The sequence below is a fragment of the Nocardia brasiliensis genome, assembly GCF_011801125.1.
GTDB lineage: Bacteria > Actinomycetota > Actinomycetes > Mycobacteriales > Mycobacteriaceae > Nocardia > Nocardia brasiliensis_C.
In genome coordinates, this window is record NZ_CP046171.1 from 5,987,280 (window position 1) to 6,005,230 (window position 17,951).

Genomic DNA, 17,951 nt, shown 5'->3' on the forward strand with positions numbered 1-17,951 from the left:
TGGCCCGTCGGGGCGAGCTCGCCTGCTCGCCCCGACGGGCCCGCGGCGCTAACGGGATTCGGCGGCCTGTTGCTCGGCCGCCGAGGTGGCCAGCCACACCGGACGCGAGAGCGCGCACAGCAGCAGTCCGAAAACCGCCGCACCGCAGCCATAGACGAGCAGGGCGGTGTCGGGCGCGAAGTACTGCCCGAGCACGCCCGCGACCAGCGAACCGACGGCGGTGCCGGAAACCGCCTGCACCAGCCACAGACTCGATACCCGGCCGCGCAGCTCGTCAGGTGTGTGCTGCTGGAGCACCGCGAAGCGGAAGGTGTCGTTCACCGCGCGCCCCAGGCCGAAGCCGGCCAGGCCGAGCACCGCGAAAACGACTGTGCCGCCGAGCCCGACGACGATCAACGCGACCGGCAGCACCACCACCGAGGCGAGCAACGCCCGTCCGTTGCGGTGTACCCGCCCGGTCCAGCCGCTGGTGAACAGCCCGACGAGCGCGCCAGCCGCCGGCGCGCCGTACAGCCAGCCGAGCACGGCCGGGCCCGCACCGAGCACCGTGTCCGCGTACGCGGGCAACAGCACCAGCGGACCACTGACCAGCATCACGGCCAGCCCGACGAGCAGTGTGCCGCGCACGATCTGATGGCCGAGCGCGAAGCGCAGGCCGGTGCGCAGCGCCCGCAGCGGTGGCTCGTGTACCGAACCGCTCGGCGGGTGCGCGCCCACCTCTTGGAACAGCGTCACGGTGAGCGCCGTGGCGGCAGCGGCGACGAAATAGGTCACCGAAACCCCACTGGCGGCGATGATCACGCCCGCAATACCGGGCGTGACCACGGTGCCCAGCTCCGTGGTGAGCGTCATCAGCGCGCCCGCCGCGGCCAGCCGCTGCCTGCCGACCAGCGCCGGGGTCAGCGCCATCAGCGCCGAACTGCTCACCCCGCCCGCCACCCCGTCCAGCGCCGCGGCGCCGTAGATGACCCACAGCAGCGGATGATCCAGCAGCGAGTTCGCGCCGAGCACGAGGAAGCCGAGCCCGGCCAGCGACCGCGCCAGCTGGATGGTGCGCCTGCGATCGTGCCGGTCGGCCAGCACTCCGCCGGACAGGCTGCCCACGAACATCGCGACCGCGGTGACCACCGAGACGCCCGCGACGTGCAGGCTCGACCCGGTGAGCTGATAGACCTGCACCGGCAGGGCCACCATCAGCAACCCGATGCCGAGCAGCGAGATCAGCCGGGCCGCGAAGACATAGCGAAACGCCCGGCTGTCCCGCAACGGCGAGACATCGATGACGAGGCGACGCAGCACGCTCATCCGAACGCTTTCGCGATGCTGTCGAGCGTGGTCAACGCGCCGTGGTAGTCCGGGCGGTAGCTGGTCGCGGGCAGCTCGTAGACCTTGCCGTCACGGAACGCGGGCAGCCGCGCGTACAGCGGGTTCTGACCGAGTTCGGCCGCGCTCGGCCCGCCGACCGGGATGACCACGGCCACCGGCGCGTCGGCGACCTTGTCCAGCAGCTCGAGGCTGACCTGGAAGGAGTCACCCGAGCCGTACAGCGCCGGGTTGCCCGCCTTGGTCAGCACATCGTCGGCGACGAAACCCAATTCGCCCAGCTGGCTGGGCAGTGCCGCGGTCTGCGGCACCACGAACGGCTCCTTGTTCGCGACCGAGAGCAGGTAGACCACCTTGCCGGTCGGCACCTTGCTCGACGCCTTCACCCGGGCGGCCTTGTCCTGGTAGGCGCTCAGCAGCGCGGGCACCCGGTCGGCGCGGCCGGACGCGTCCGCGACCATCCGCAGCTGCTCCTGCCAGTCGGTCACCTTCGTCGGGACCAGCACGGTCGGGGCGATCGCGGTGAGCTTGTCGAACAGCTCCCCCGCCTGCACCGCGGTGATGCCCTGCCCGCCGCCGATGATCAGGTCCGGGTTCGCCTCGGCGACGGCCTCGATGTTCAGCTCCGCACCGGCCGGTAATTGCTTGGTGCCCTGGGCTTTCGCCTTGTCCGCCCAGTGCGGTGGGAAGCCGCCGTCGAGGTTGGTGATGCCGATGACCCTGGTGTCGGTGGCCACCACCGGCGCGTCCAGCGCGTAGAGGTAGTCGGCCAGGCTGCCGCTGAGCACCACGATGCGCTTCGCCTCGTGCGGCACGGCGACCGCGCCGCGGTCGGTGGTGATCGTCCTGGTCTGCTCGCTGTCCGCGACGGTGTCCGCCGTGGACGAGCAGCCGACCACGAGGCCGAGCGCCATGGTCAGTCCGGCGAGCAGGGCCCCTGCCCGCCGCATGCGGCCGGTGCGGCCGGACGTTCGGGTCGACATCATCGGTCTCCTTGTGTTGAACGGACTTTCTTCCCCAACTCCTGCTCGAGCAGCGGGGTGAGCTGTGCCCAGCCCGCCGTGGTGACGAGCCCGGCATGGTCGAAGGGCAGATGGTGCACCACCGGATCGAGCCCGAGCCCGCGCCAGCCCTCTGCCAGCGCCCGGCCGGGCGCCGCGCAGGCACCGCTCGGTCGATCGGCGGTGAACAGGGTCAGCGGGCCGGAGTAGTCCGGAACCGTGGACGCCGCGAGCAATCGCACGCACTCGGCGAATCCGGCACGCAACGCGGCCCGCAGTTCTGGGTCCGCGGCGCCGAGCCGCGGTGCGAGCACGGCCAGTAGTTCGTCGGCCTCCGCGTCGGCCTCGGGCGCGCCACCGGCCCGACGGCCGAGCGGCGCGCTATCGATCAACCCCGCGAAGGCGATCTCCTCGCCTGCCGCGCTGAGCTGAGCGGCCATGGCGTGCACGACATTTCCGCCGAACGAGTAGCCGAGCAGGTGATACGGCCCGCTCGGCTGGTGCGCGCGCACGGTCTCGACGTATTGCGCGGCGAGCTCATCGATCGTCGAGGCGGTCGACGGCGCTCCGCTCAGCGTGGGCAACTGCAAGCCGAGCACCGCGCGCCCCGCGGACAGCCGCGTCGCCAACGGCAGGAACTGCCAAGCGAATCCGCCTGCCGGATGCACGCAGAACAGCGGAGCCTCGGCACCGCCTTCGCGCAGCGCGAGCACGTGCTCGCGGCCGAACACCGGTGCTTGCGGCTCAGGCGCGACGCCCGACGTCTCGTCCAGATAGGCGGCCAGCTCGGCCACGGTCGGCCGCGCGGTCAGCGCGGCGAGCGAAATGGTCACGCCGAGTGCGCTGTCCAGCGCGCCGAGCAGGCGCATCGCGCGCAGCGAGTCGCCGCCCAGGTCGAAGAAGCTGTCCTCGATGTCCACCTCGGCGAGCTCGAGCACCTGCTCGAACACCGCGCACACCGCGCGCTCGCGCGCCGTGCGCGGCGCCCGCCGCACTGTGCGGTGAGCCGGTTGCGGCAGTGCCGCCCGGTCCAGCTTTCCGTTCGGAGTCAACGGGATCGCGTCGATCACCACGATCTGCGCGGGCACCAGCGCCGCAGGCACCTTCGCCCGCACCTCGGGACGCAGGTCCCGCGGCGGGCAGTCCGGGTCTAGAACCACGTAGCCGAACAGCCGTGCGGTGCCCGCGGCGTCGGCGCGCACCGTCGCGGCGGCGCGGCGGACACCGGGCAGCGCGGCCAGGGCGGTCTCCACCTCGGCCAGCTCGATGCGCACGCCGCGGATCTTGACCTGGTGATCGACCCGGCCGAGGTATTCCAGTTCACCATCGGCCCTGCGGCGCACCAGATCTCCGGTCCGGTACATCCGGCCGCCATCGGGCGCGAACGGATCCGCGACGAACGTGCCCGCGGTCAGACCCGACCGATCTCGATAGCCGATCGCGATGCCGTCGCCGGACAGGTAGAGCTCGCCCTGCGCGCCGACCGGCACCTCGGCCAGACCCGAATCGAGCACCCGTACTTTCGCATTGCGCACCGGCCGCCCCAAACAGGGTGTGGCGCTGCCGGATACCGGGGAGCCGAGCGCGTTGATGGTGAATTCGGTCGGCCCGTAGAGGTCGTAACCGGTGGCGACGGGATGCTCACGCAGCAGAGTCCACAGATCCGGCGGCACCGCCTCGCCGCCGAGCAGCACGAGGGCGGGCACGTGCGCCCCGGTGAGCAGGCCCGCCGCGAGCAATTCCCTTGCGTAGGAGGGAGTCACGTTGACCGCGTCGATGCCGACGTCCTGATAGTGCGCGACCAGCGCGGTGGGCTCCAGCCGAGCCTGTTCGTCGATGACGTGCACCTCGTGCCCGGCCAGCAGCCAGAACAGCTCCTCCCACGACATGTCGAACGAGAACGAGACGGTGTGCGCCACACGCAGCCTGCCCCGGTTCGCCCTGCGGTCGGTCGGACCGAAGATCTCGTCGAGGTGGTTGTGGTACATCGTGGTCAGGCCGCGATGCCCGATCATCACGCCCTTCGGGCGGCCGGTCGAACCCGAGGTGTAGATGACGTAGGCGGGTTGATCGGCATGACTCGGGCCGGCCACCGCGGGCGCGGCCACCACGGGCGGCGCCACCGCGCCGTCGAGCACGCTCGCCACCTCGGGCCGATCGATCAGCAGTTGCACCCGCGGCCCGCCGTCGCCCACGATCACGCTTTCCCGATGGACACCGGTGCTGATCAAACCAGACGCGGCGCTGTCGGCGAGCAGCTCACGCAACCGCGCCGGTGGATGCGTCAGATCCAGTGGCAGATAGGCCGCCCCGGTCCGCATGACCGCGAAGATCGCCACCACGTGATCGGCGATGCGCGGCAGCGCGAGGGCGACCACGTCCGAGACCCCGATACCCTCGCTCGCGAGCAACCGCGCCATCCGGTCGACCCGATCGTCGAGTTCCCGCACGGTCAGTGCGACCGGCCCGCATACCAGCGCACAGGCGTCCGGGGTCGCCGCCGCACGTTCGCGCAGCAGCGCGTCGACGCTGCCGCCGGGCTCGCCGGGCAGCGGCACGTGCACCCGCTCCGGGGTGAACTCCGGCGAAGCGGCAACCGGCACAGCGGTATCCGCGACGACGCCGCGCCCCGCCGCGGTCTCCGGCGCGGCGAGCTGTTCGAGGATCGCGACCAATCGCGCGAGCATGTCCTCGGCCAGTCCGTCCGGGATCAGATCCGTCCGGTGCTCGAGCGTGATCCGCAGCGGATCGGCCCCGACGCCGGGATCGACATCCAGCGTCAACGCGTAGTGCGTGCCGTCGACCGCTTCCCGGCCCACCACGCCGGTGCGGGCAAAGACATCCGCGGCGCCGCTCTCGTCGCGCGGCAGGTTGCGGAAGACGTAGAGCGTGTCGAACAGCGTCGGATACCCGGCCGCCCGCTGGATGCGGCCGAGGCCGAGCTGCTGATGGGCGAGCAGCCCGCCCTGCTCCCGCAGCATCCGGCGCAGCAGTTCCAGCAGCGACTCCCCCGGGCGCACCCGCACGCGCACCGGAATCGTGTTGAGCACCAGGCCGATCATCCGTTCCGCGCCGGGCACCTCGGGCGAGCGCGCGGACACGGTCGAGCCGAACACCACGTCGTCGAGCCCGGTGCTCGCGCGCAACGTCAAGCCCCACGCGGTGGACACCACCGTCGACAAGGTCACTTGGCCGTGAACGGCCAGCGCACGCAGCGCGGCGGAGGTCCGCGCGTCGAGTTCGATCCGGGTCCGGCCGGGCAGCGGGGACCGGTCCGTCGCGCCGGTACCGATCAGGGTCGGCTGACGCAGCTCGGACAGGTATGTCCGCCAAGCTTTTTCGGCGGCGCCGTGGTCCAAGCCGGCCAACCAGCGCAGTTGGTCGCGGAAGTCCGCGGCGGGCTCGAGCGTCGCGTCGAGTTCGGCGGCGACGCCTGCTTCGGCCCGCTCGTAAAGGGTGAACAGTTCGGTGAACAGCAGGGCCAGCGACCAGCCATCGATCAGCAGGTGATGCAGCGTGAAGACGGCGCGGCTGGTGCCGTCCGGCAACCGCACCAGCACCACCCGGATCAGCGGAGGCGCGCCGAAATCGAACGGCGTGCGGTACTCCTCGTCCGCCAGCGCCGCCACCGCGGCCGCGGCGTCCTCGGCCGCGCTCAGATCCACTTCCCGGCAAGGGGTTTCCCAGGTGCCCGGAATGAACTGCACGGGTGCGGCGAAGCCCGCGTTGGTGAATCCCGCGCGCAGATTGGCGTGCCTGCGCAGCACCGTGTCCAGCGCTACCCGCAGCAGGTCGGCGCGCGCCGGCCGGGCGGCCTCGAACACGAAGCTCACCTGCATGTGATACGCGTCGGAGCCGGCGGCGCGGTCGACCACGGACTGGAAGTACATGCCCTCCTGCAGCGGACCGAGCGGCAGCACCTCCTGCCACGCCGGGCACAGCGCGTCCAGTCGGGAGCGCTGTTCGGCGTCCACGGTGACGAGGTCAGCGGTGGCGGCCAACGGTGCTGTGGTGTCCTGGCGTGTCGCGGCAGCGGCCAGCTCGCCGAGGGTCGCGTGTTCGAAGACGTCCGCGACGGTGAGCACCAGGCCGTGCCGCCGGGCCCCGGTGACCAGCCGCACCGAGGAGATGCTGTCGCCGCCGAGCGCGAAGAAGGCGTCGTCCGGGCCCGGCATCGCGATGCCCAGCACCTCGGCGGCCAACCCGCACAGCGTTTGTTCGGCGGCCGTGCGCGGCGCGCGGCGCGCGGTGTCGGCGCGTGTCGGTTCGGGCAGCGCGGCCCGATCCACCTTGCCGTTGAGGGTCAGCGGCAATGCGTCGAGCACCGCGATCGCCTGCGGCACCATGTATTCGGGCAGCAGCGCCGCGACCGCGGCACGCACCGCGGCCGGGTCGAGCGTCCCGCCCGGCGCGGCGACGACGTAACCGAACAGCCTGCCGGTGCCCGCGCTGTCCGCACGAACGGTGGCCGCAGCTCTGGCGACCCCCGGCACCGCGCGCAACGCGGTCTCGACATCGCCGAGCTCGATCCGGAAACCGCGCACCTTCACCTGATCGTCGCCGCGACGCAGGTACTCCAGCCGTCCGGCCCGCTGCCGGACCACGTCTCCGGTGCGGTACAGCCGCAGGCCCGGTCGCTGCGGATCCGGCACGAAGCGCGCGGCGGTCAGTCCGGGCTTGCCGAGATAGCCGCGAACTACCTGGGCCCCACCGAGATACAGCTCGCCCGCGACACCAGGTGGCACCGGGCGCAGGTGCTCGTCCAGCACCCGGGTGTGCACATCGGTCCACGGCGCGCCGATGGTGACCTGATCACCGGGCCGCAAATCGCTTGCCGTCGCCCACACGGTGGCCTCGGTGGGCCCGTACACGTTGCGCACCGATCGGCAACTGGCGACCAGCGCCACCGCGAGGTCCGCGGGCAGCGCTTCACCGCCGACCAGCGCGCGCACGGCGGCGAGCCGTGCGGCGTCCTCGTGTTCGACCAGCACCCGCCACAGCGAGGGCGTCGCCTGCACGACGGTCGCGCCGCTGTCGGCGATCAAGGCGTGCAACGCGTCCGGATCACGCACGGTGGCCCGGTCGGCCAGCACCACGGTCGCACCGACGGTCAACGGCAGCAGCAATTCCAGAACGGCGATGTCGAACGAGACCGTCGTCACGGCGACGATCCGGTCGCCACGACCGAGCCAGCCCTCGCCGCCAACGGTTTCGGCGAACGCGGCGAGATTGGCCGCGCTGACCATGACGCCTTTGGGTTTACCGGTCGAGCCGGAGGTGTGGATGACGTAGGCCAGGCGCTGATCGGCCGGGCGCGGCTGCGGCAGGGCCGGTGGGTTCGGTTGCGCCGCGGCATCGGTCAGCACCGCGGGCGGACCGCCCGCGGGCAGCCGATCGGCGAGCTCGGAGCTGGTCAGCACGCACACCGGTGCGGCGTCGGCGAGCATGTACGCCAGCCGATCCGCCGGGTAGTCCACATCGAGCGGCAGGTAGGCGGCGCCGAGGCGCAGCACGGCGAGCAGACCGGCGACCAGATCCGTCGAGCGGGCCAGCGCGACACCGACCACCTGCTCCGGCCCCGCACCGGCCGCCAGCAGCCGGGTGGCGAGATCGTCTGCCCGGCTGGCGAGTTCGGCATAGGTGACCGTCTCCGCGCCACAGCGCAGGGCGATCGCGTCGGGGGCATGGCGCACCTGCTCGGCGAAGCGCACCGCGACACCGGGCGGCGTGGTCGCGCGACGCGCCGGATCACGCGCCGGATCCGGTGCGGCGAGGGCGGTTTCGAAGATACCCGCCGCAGGCTCGCGCACGACGCGGTCGAGCACGGCGATCAGTCCGTCGACGAGCGCGGCCGCGGTGGCCGGATCGAAGAGGTCGGCGTCGACCACCAGGCGCAGGTTCGCCGTGTCCGGCGTCGCGGCATCGGCCAGCCACACCGCCGCGTCGAAGCGCGCGGCGGTGGTGACCGGCGGCACCGGCTCGCCCGCGAGCCCACCGAGGGTCGGTGCGGCCGTGGCCGGTTCGTAGGCGACCATGGTCTGGAAGAGCGGGTGCCTGGCCAGCGAACGAGGCGGGGCGACGGCGTCGACGACCCGCTCGAACGGCACGTCCTGGTGTGCCAGTGCGGCCAGCGCGGCGGCCCGCACCCGCCCGAGCAGCTCCACGAAGCTCGGACGTCCGGTCAGATCGCAACGGATGACCAGCGTGTTGACGAAATACCCTACGGTGTCGCCATATTCGCCCGCGTCGTCGTCCAGCGCGCTGTCGCGATGGGACACGGTGCTGCCGAGCGGGATGTCGCGACCGGCGCCGAAGGCCGACCAGGTGGTGGCCACCGCCGCCTGCACCACCATCAACGGGCTGACGCCGTAGGCGGTGCACAGCTCGGTGATCGCCGCGCGCAGCCCGGCGGGCAGTGCCCTGAGCACCGTGTGGCCGCGGTAGGCGGCCCGCGCCGGGCGCGGCCGATCGAACGGCAGCTCCAGCTCGGCGGGCAGACCCGCGAGCGTTTCGCGCCAGTACGTCAATTGCTCGGCGTAGGCATCCTCCTGCTGCCTGCGGCGTTCGCGCGCCGCGTACTCGCGGTAGTCGGCGCGCACCGGACCCCGTTGCGGTGCTTCACCTTTCACCCGCGCTTGGTACGCGATGTCCAGATCGTCGAACAGCGGACGCAGCGAGGTGGCGTCGAAGGCGATGTGGTGCACCACGATGACCAGGACGTGGTCCGCCGGGGCGACCTCGAGCAGCGTGGCCCGCGCCGGCGCGGCGGCGGTGATGTCCACCGGCCGCGCGAGGCAGGACGCGATGGCCGCGTCGAGGCCCGCCGCACCGACCGCGTGCCGATCCAGCCCTGCCGCCGCATCGGCCGAAAGCAGCCGCAGCGTGGCCGATCCGGCCGCGTCCTGCGGATAGGTGGTGCGCAGCACCGGATGTCGATCCAGCACGTCGCGCCAGGCGGCGGCGAGGGCGGCGTAGTCGAGCGCACCGCGCAGCCGCACGACCACGGGCACGTCATAGGTGGTGGACGGGCCCTCCAGCCGGTGCAGGAACCACAGGCGCTCCTGGGCGGGTGACAACGGCGCCGCGGTACCCGCGCGGTCGAGCACGGCGGGGATGAACTCCGCTGGGGCCGTTGCCACTTCGCCGGTCTCGGCTGATCCTTCGACGCGCTCGGCTACCTCGCGCCCGAAACGCCGGGGATCGATCTGTGCTCGCGTGGCGAGAGTACGCGCCGTCGGCGCGTCGAACACGTCGGTGATCGCGACCCGCACACCGAGCCTGCGCAGCCTGCCCACCAGCCGCATGGCCGTCAGCGAATGCCCGCCCAGCGCGAAGAAGTCGTCGTCGGGGCCGATCGAATCGAGCTCCAGCACACCGGCCGCGCCCGCGCGAATCGCCGCGAGCACCGCCGCGTCGGCGGTGTCGGGAGCGGCGAGCGCCCGCGGCCGCTCCGGCGTGCGAGCCCGCGGCGCAGGCGCGACCCAGCCGGACATGTCGAGCAGCGCGCCGGCGCGGACGTCCTCGTCCTCGACCACCGCGCGCAGCACCCGCGTGATCCGATCGATGATCCGGCAGACCGTCGCGTCCGGGACAGCGGCCCGGTTGTGGTAGACCACCAGCTCCAACCGGTCGCCGGGCGGCGCGAGCAGCGTGACCGGGTAGTGCGTGAGCCCGTGGTTGTGGAAGCCCGCGACCCGCAGCTCGTGCGATTCGGGCTGGTGCGCACCGGAATTCGGGAAGTTCTCGAAAACGACCAGGGTGTTGAACAGCTGGCCGAGCCCGGCGGCGCGCTCGATCTCGGCCAGGCTCGCCTGCTCGAACTCCTGCATGGCGAACTGCGTTTCCTGCAGCGCGGCGAACAGGTCGAGCAGCGCGCGCTCGGGCGTGATCGCGCACCGCACCGGGATGGTGTTGGTGAACAGCCCGACCATCGTCTCGACGCCGGGCAACTGGGCGGGCCGCCCGGACACGGTCGCGCCGAAGACCACATCGGCCTGCTCGGTGAGTTCGGCGAGCACGATCGCCCATGCGCCCTGCACCAGGGTGTTCGGCGTCAGCCCGCGACGGCGGCCGAGCGCGACGAGGTCGGCGGACTGCGCCGCCGACAGCGGCACCGGCACCTGCCGGAACTCCGGCGTGCCGGTCGATGTCGTGGGGATCAGGCTGGGCGCGGCCAGCCCGGCCAGCCGGTCGGCCCACGCGGCGCGCACCGCGTCCCGGTCCTGCTGGGCGATCCACGCCAGGTAGTCGCGGTACGCGGCGGGCGTGGGCAGTTCGGCGCCGTGATAGAGCGCGAGCAGCTCGCGCAGCACGATCGGCGTCGACCAGCCGTCGGTGAGCAGGTGGTGCGCGTTGAGCACCAGCCGGTGTCGCGCGTCCGGCAGATGAATCAGCAAGGCGCGCAACAGCGGTGACCGGTCGACCACGAAATGATGTGCGGCGGCCTCGGTTTCGAGCCGGTCGGCCGCGGCAACCGCGGCGCGCACGGGCAGCGCCGACAGGTCGGCGTAGCGCCACGGCAGCCGCGGCGTCCGGGGAATGGCCTGCACCGGCCGGTCCAGCGCGGTGTAGTGGAACGCGGCGCCCAGGTTGGGATGCCGGGCGAGCACGGCGTCGAAGGCGCTCGCCAGCCGGGTTTCGTCGAGCGGGCCGGTGAGGTCGATCCGCGCGGTCAAGGTGTACACGTCGGCGGCGCCGTCGCGAATCGCGTGGAACAGCAGGCCCTCTTGCAGCGGCGAGAGCGGCAGCAGCGCGGCCAGCGGACCGTGCACGGCCTCCAGCTCGTCGATCCCGTCCTGCGTGGCCGAGACCTCGGGACAGTCCGATGGCGTCAGCCCGCCCTCGAACAGCACCGCGTGCGCGGCGAACGCCTCCAGGGCGAGTTCCCAATGGTGCTGCAGCGCGGTCACGGTGGCGGCGTCGAGCACCTCGCCCGCCGCCGTCCATTCCACGGCGAGCCGGGGCGCGCCCTGCTCGTGCACGAAGGCGTTGAGCGCGAGCACCTCCGAAAGGGCTTTACTCGCGGGCTCGCACACCGCGAACGGATCCTCGTGCGGCAGTTGCCAATCGCCGCCCGCCGACGCGGCGAACCGGCCGAGATAGTTGAGCAGCAGCTCCGGAGCGGGCCGGGCCGCGAGATCGGGTGCGGACGTCGGATCCAGGTGCCGCAGCACGCCGTAGCCGACACCGCCGTCGGGAACAGCGCGCTTGGCCTCCTTCACCGCACGCAGCAACCGGCCCGCCGCGGCGCCACCGGCGAGCGCCTCGGTTAGCCCGGCCGCGGTGTCGATGCCCTCGGCCGGAGCCCAGACCGGGTATTCGCTGGTGAACCAGCCCACGGTGCCCGCGAAGTCGGTATCCGCCGCCAGCGCGTCCCGCCCGTGTCCCTCGACCGTGATCGGCCTGCCCGCCTCCAACGCCTCGCCGCGGCTGTACCGCCACGAGTTCACCGCGAGGAGCAGGGCGGCGAGCAGCACGTCGTCGGCGCCGGCCCGATACGCCGCGGGCAGGGTGGTGAGCACTGCCTCGGTGAGCGTCGCGGACGCGAATGTCCTGGTGCGCACCGCGCTTCGCGCGTGATCGCGGGCCGGGTCGAGTGCCCGAGCACCCAGCGGCTCGGTCGCCTGGCCGAGCGCCGAGCGCCAGTGTTCGGCCTGCGCCGCGTAGCTGCCTTCGGCACCGGCTGCGGCGAGCATCGTGGCATGACGGCGCCACGAGCTGCCCTTCGACACCAGGTGAGCAGGCTGACCGTCGCGCGCCGCCCGGCATGCCGCATGGAGTTCGGGTAGCAGCACGCGCCAGGAAACCCCGTCGACCACAAGGTGATTGGCCACCACGAGCAGTCGATCCGGTGCGCCCGCCGGGGTCCTGGCCAGGGCGAGGGCCAAGCACCGGCCCGCACGCGGGCTCAGCCGATCCGCGAGATCCTGTGCCAGGGCGGGGATCCGGGCGGCGTCCTCGACGACCAGCTCGGTCAGCAGGTCCGCGGCCCGGACCGATCCGGGGACGCCGATGGTGAGCGTCGGCGGGGTCGCCCGCTGGTCGAGCACCGCGCGCAGCGCGTCGTGCCGATCGAGTATTACCTGTAGTCCGGTGCGCAGGTGCTCGAGTTCCACGTTCTCGTGCAGCCCGAGCACGGTCCACTGGGCGTACCCGGCGATCGCCGCCTCGTCCTGGTTCGCGGCGAGTAGCGCGCGCACGATCGGCGGCAGCGGGACGACGCCGACGGGCTCGTCCTCGGCCACCGTGTGCTCGGTGTCGACGAGACGGTCGGCGGTCGCGGCGATGGTGCCCAGATCGCCCTGGGCCAGTATCGCTTTCGGCTGGACGAGCAGGCCGTGCGCGCGCAGCCTGCTGCTGACACTGATCGCGGTGATGCTGTCGCCGCCGAGCCCGAAGAATTCGTCGTCGATACTCACCGCGGGCCTGCCGAGCACCTCGGCGACCACGGCGCACACTGCCCGCTCCCGGTCGGTGCGCGGGGTACGCCCACTCGAAACCAGTTGCGGCGCGGGCAGGGCCGCGCGATCCAGCTTGCCGTTCACCGTGGTCGGCAGGGCCTCGAGCACCACGAGCACGGCGGGAACCAGATGGTCGGGAACGGTTTTCGCGAGCCGATGGCGGATCTCGTCGACGCCGTCGAGCCGCTGCCCGGACGCGGGCACCAGATAGCCGATCAGCTGTGCCGAACCCGCGGTGCTGCGGATCACCGCCGCCGCGGCGGCCACACCGGGCACCGTGGCGAGAATCGCCTCGACCTCGCCCAGCTCGACCCGGTGACCGCGGATCTTCACCTGATTGTCGCCTCGGCCCAGGAATTCGTAGCCGTGGCCGGCCCGCCACCTGGCGCGGTCGCCGCTGCGATACATCCGCTCGCCGGGCGCGCCGAACGGATCGGCGACGAACCGCTCCGCCGTCACCAACTGACGGCCGAGGTAGCCACGCGCCAATTGCGGTCCGGCAAGGTACAACTCGCCGATCTCGCCGTCAGGGACCGGCTGGAGGGCGCTGTCGAGCAGGTAGGCGCGTGTGCCGGCCAGCGGGCCGCCCAGGTGCGGGATCGACCCGGTCACCGGCGTGCTCAGCGCGTCGACGGTGGCCTCGGTGGGGCCGTACATGTTTCGCGCGAACACCCCGGAGGCGACGATGGTCTCCCAGAGCGCGGGCGAGGCCGCCTCGCCGCCGAAGAGCAACAGCTGCGGGCGATGTCGCACACCGAGCATGCCGTTGTCGATCAGCGCCGCGGCCATCGACGGCGTGGTGTCGACCACGTCGATCCGGTCGGCGGCGAACGCGGCCACCTGTGCCGCGGCGTCGCGCTGCACCTCGGTGTCGTAGAGGTGTACGCGATGCCCGCACAGCAGCCACAGCAGCTGATCGAGCGCGGCGTCGAAGGCGAAGGAGGCGGTGTGGGCGGTGTGTAATTGCCTGCCGCCCACCTGATCCGCCGCCTCGGCGTAGATGGTCGAGCGGTGGTGGTGCAGCAGATGCGCCGCGCCGCCGGAGCGGACCAGGACGCCCTTGGGCCGCCCGGTGGAGCCGGAGGTGTAGACCACATAGGCCAGATGCTCGGGATCGCGCGGCGCCGCCAGTTCCGCCGCGGCAAGCGGTCCGTCCGCTTCGCTCTCGATCAGATCTCGAATGGCGCGGTCCGACAACCGGATCGGGGTCGGGCGGCCGTCGCCTGCGAGCACCTCGGCCAGGGCGTCGGCCGCGAGTACCTGCGCCGGGCGGGCGTCGTCGACGATATCGCGCAGCCGTTCGATCGGATGCTCGGGATCAAGCACCAGGTGTGCTGCGCCCGCCTGCTGCACGGCGAGCATCGCCACCACGATCTCGGTGGTTCGCGGCAGCGCGAGACCGACGATGTCGTCCGGACCGACGCCCCTGCCCCGCAGGTAGCGAGCCAGCCGATGTACCTGTCTACCGAGTTCCGCCGCGCTGAGCCGGGTTTCGCCGCCGACCAGGACGGTGCGCTCCGGGTGCGCCGCGAGCATGCGATCGAATGCCGTGGACAGGTCTTCCGGTGTACCGGGCAGCGCCGCGCCCGCCCGCTCGGCGAGTATCCGCGCCGCGGCCGGGTAGGGCGTGACGCGCCCGACCGCGCGATCTTGCCCGTCGGTGAGCCCGTCGATCATCCGGACCAGCCCGGCCATCCGCCGCCGCACCGTGTCCGCGTCGAGCGAGCGCGCGTCGACCTCGAAGCCGAGCTGGATCCGCCCGCCCGACAGCGGCGTCACGGTGAGCCCCAGGTCCTCGGGCGGGCCACCGGCCACATTCCGCAAAGTGCCGACGGCACCGGCGAAGTCGAGGGCGACGTCGAACGCCTTGAGGTTGATGCCGATGCCGTGCAGCAGCGCGCCGGTCTGCGCGGCGCCGAACTCGCGCGCCAGGTTCTCGCCGCGGTAGCGCTGATGGGCGCGCAGCCCGCGCAGGGCCTCGGCGACCCGCCTGCTCAACGCGCCGATGCGGTCGTGGCCGGACACGGCCAGCCGCAGCGGCAGCACGTTGACCGCCATGGACGGGGTGGTCAGGGCGGTGCGCCCGACCCGGGCCATCACCGGAAGCGCGATCACCACGTCGGTCTCGCCGAGCAGCCGGTGCACGAATCCCGCGTAGCAGCCGACCAATACGTCCGCCCAGGTGGTGCCGGTCGCCTCGGCCACCGCACCGATCGCGGCCATGGCATCGGCGTCCAGCACGGCGCGCGCCTGATGCGTCAGCTCCGCGGGACCGTCCGGCCGGCCGCCCCGCCCGTCCAGCGACGGCAGCGGGGTGAGCAGATCGCGCCAGTACGCGCGGTCCTTTTCGAACTCGGGGCCCGCCAGATACGCGGCGTCCTCGGCGACCAGCGTCGCCATCGCGCCCCAGCGCACCGGCGCGACGGTGGTACCGCGCACCAGCGCGGTGTAGTGCGCGGCGACCCGGCGCGACACCAGCGCCGCACTGTAGCCGTCGATGATCAGGTGGTGGTACAGCTGGATACACCACACCTCGGTGTCCGACAGGCGCAACAGGGTGTAGTTGAACAGTTGCCGGTCGACCATCCCCCGGCACGCCCGCGCGGCCCGCACCCGCTCCGCCTCGACCGCCAGATGCGCGGCGGCCGTCGGGTCCGCCTCCCCGCGCAGGTCGACGACAGGGCGCAGCTGCGCGGGGGCATTGGTGATCCGTTGCCGCGGCCCGTCCGGTCCCTCGCTGAAACGCAAACGCATGGTGTCGGATTCGGCGACGGTGCGGCGGATCGCGGTGTCAAGCAGATCGAGATCGATGGGCTCCGGTCCGGCGATCTCGAGCACCTCGCCGACCAGATAGCCGAGCGTGTCGGGATCGAGGCGTTGGGCGTTCCAGATCCCGAGTTGCGCTCCGGTCAAAGCAAGTTCAGCGTGCCCGTCCACCGCCGGGAGATCCGTCACAACCCATCCTCAATCTCTAGCCACACACGTTCAACGCCTGCCGCATACGAGACTCGGCGGCAGGCGGGTAAAGCCGAAACCGACGACCGCCGTTATCCGGCGTCGGCCTCGTGGTCCTCGTCGAAGTCCGCGTGCCCGCGCTTCCAGTAGGCCGTGACATCGGAATCACCGGGCTTGGCGCGCAACACTTCTCGTACCCAGCGACGCAGCGGGCGCACCACGCCCGCCTCGGCGGCGATCCAGGCGTAGATCCGTTCGCCCTCGGGCAGGGCCACCGCGCGGACCGCGCGCTCGAGCAGGTCCGAACACCCCGGCGCGACATCGCCCCGGTACAACCAGTGCACCTCGACACCGGCGGGCGCGCTCAGCTCGATCTGCTCCGACTCGTCGGTCACCTCGATGAAGGCCCAGCCCGCCGCGTCGGCGGGCAGCGCCTCCAGCCAGCGGGCGATCGCGGGCAGCGCGGTGATGTCCCCCGCCATCAGGTACCGGTCGTAGGTGAACGGCACCACCAGTCCGCCGGGCGGACCCGCGATGTACACCCGCGTCCCCGGCGTCGCCGCCGCGGCCCACTCGGCCGCGTGACCACCGGGATGCAGCGCGAAGTCGATATCGAGCTCACCGGCCGTCGCGTCGTAGCGCCGCACCGTGTACTCGCGTGAAATCGGCAGCGGGCGCGGCCATTTCAGGGCCAGATCGACCTGCTCGGGCAGGCGCAGCGTGCCGTCGGGATCGGGGTAGATCAGCCGGACGTGTTCGGTCGGGGCATGACTTTCGAAACCGGCCAGCTCGGGGCCGCCGAAGGTCAATCGCCGCAGCCCGGACCCGACCATCCTGGCGTCGAGCACGGCCACTTCGCGCAGTCCGATCGGGTACGGCACCTTGGCGCCGCCCGCCTCGCCGTCGAGCACCTCGGCGATCCGTTCGAGATGAGCCGCCCGGTTCATGCGAGCGCGCCGATATTCGTCATTGTTGCGACATCCCTTGCGTTCCATGGAGATCCATCGGCCGATCGGGCCGACGTGCACCACCTCCGGCGCAAAGTCTGAGGTTAGCCTAACTTAATATTCGGAGCAACACCAGCGTTTCAGATCGGCCGTAGCGGGCGCTAGCGGGCGTCCTGCAACAGGTGGTCGACCACAAGACGGCCGAGCGTGTAGCCGTTGTCCAGCGCCAGCCGGAACCCGGCGGACTGCTGCTCGATGTGGTCGAGGACGCTCTGCCCCGGATAGGGCTGATCGAAGTTGCTGACGGTGCGCAACGACAGATACCGATCCAGCTTGCCGTGCCGCCGCAGCACCGCGGCGGTGGCGTTGTCCTCCATCTGCGTCGTGCAGTAGACGCCGCGGCCCTCGGTGCGCACGCCCATGATGTGGCGCGCGGTGTCGGAGAGCTGTTTGCCGGAGTACCAGTCGTCACCGGTCATGGTGTCGCACATGGCGACCGCGGGCGTACGCCCTTCCTGCCCCGGGAATTGCGCGCGCTCGGCGGCGGCCTCGGGGCTGTCGGCGAGCGCGGCGTGTTCGGTCAACCGGAACGCGGTCTCCACCAGCGACTCGTTCAAGTGGTAGGCGGCGGTGTCGTAGTTCTCGACGGGCCGGTAGCCGTACGGCAGATCCGGCGCCTCCGCGGGCACGAGGTGGTTACCGAGATCGAAGTCCACCACCCAGCGTGCCCAGGCGGCGCCGCCGAGCGTGCCCTGGTCCGGCGGCGCGCCCGCGGTGCCGACGGTGAGGAAGTAGGCATCGCGGAAATCGAGCTTCGGGCTGTCCAGCAGCGCCATCATGGTCGATGCGGCATTGGTCTTGCCCTGCCCGGTCTGCGCGACGCAGAGGCCGGTGTCGTTGCAGCGCACCGGCTTGTACGCGGTGGGCAGGTCCACGGTGACCGGCAACGTTTCGCGTTGCAACCACGGCTCGGTCTCCGGGTCGAACATGGTGATCACCAGCACCCCGACCTTGACCGGCTTCGCCTCGTCCGAGCCCGCGCATCCGGCGAGCGACGCGGCGAGGGCGAACACGATGCAGGCGACGACCCAGCGACGGAGCGGCATCGGATGATCCTATGTTATTCCGGCACCGCATCGGGGCCGCCCGCCGCGCAGCACACCGATGAACCGGCCCGAGCACCGATGCGATCCAGGCCGAGCGCCGTGCCGCTCACCCCGCCCATGTAGGTTGGTCGGCAGGTTTCTCTTGTGGCACATGCGGCA

The 17,951-nt window shown here is 71.9% G+C and carries 5 protein-coding genes; all 5 read right to left on the reverse strand.

Going from position 1 to position 17,951, the window contains the following annotated elements:
- Positions 1–48: 48 nt before the first annotated feature.
- The 5 genes from entS to F5X71_RS27190 all read right to left on the reverse strand — a co-directional run bounded on the left by entS (position 49) and on the right by F5X71_RS27190 (position 17,792).
- On the reverse strand, positions 49–1,305 hold the full coding sequence (gene entS, locus F5X71_RS27170; protein WP_167464563.1) for an enterobactin transporter EntS: 1,257 nt from the start codon (positions 1,303–1,305) through the stop codon (positions 49–51).
- On the reverse strand, positions 1,302–2,306 hold the full coding sequence (locus F5X71_RS27175; protein WP_238815497.1) for a Fe2+-enterobactin ABC transporter substrate-binding protein: 1,005 nt from the start codon (positions 2,304–2,306) through the stop codon (positions 1,302–1,304). The genes entS and F5X71_RS27175 overlap by 4 nt, the downstream gene beginning before the upstream one ends.
- Complete coding sequence (locus F5X71_RS27180; RefSeq protein ID WP_167464565.1) at positions 2,306–15,739, reverse strand: non-ribosomal peptide synthetase; 13,434 nt, start codon at positions 15,737–15,739, stop codon at positions 2,306–2,308. Before F5X71_RS27180 ends, F5X71_RS27175 begins: the two co-directional genes overlap by 1 nt.
- A 92-nt stretch (positions 15,740–15,831) precedes the next feature.
- Positions 15,832–16,686 carry a siderophore-interacting protein gene (locus F5X71_RS27185; protein ID WP_167464566.1) on the reverse strand — a complete coding sequence of 285 codons (855 nt, stop codon included), beginning with the start codon at positions 16,684–16,686 and terminating at the stop codon, positions 15,832–15,834.
- A gap of 161 nt (positions 16,687–16,847) precedes the next feature.
- A complete protein-coding gene (locus F5X71_RS27190) occupies positions 16,848–17,792 on the reverse strand; it encodes a purine-nucleoside phosphorylase (protein ID WP_167464567.1) in 945 nt (314 codons plus the stop codon).
- Positions 17,793–17,951 lie beyond the last annotated feature (159 nt).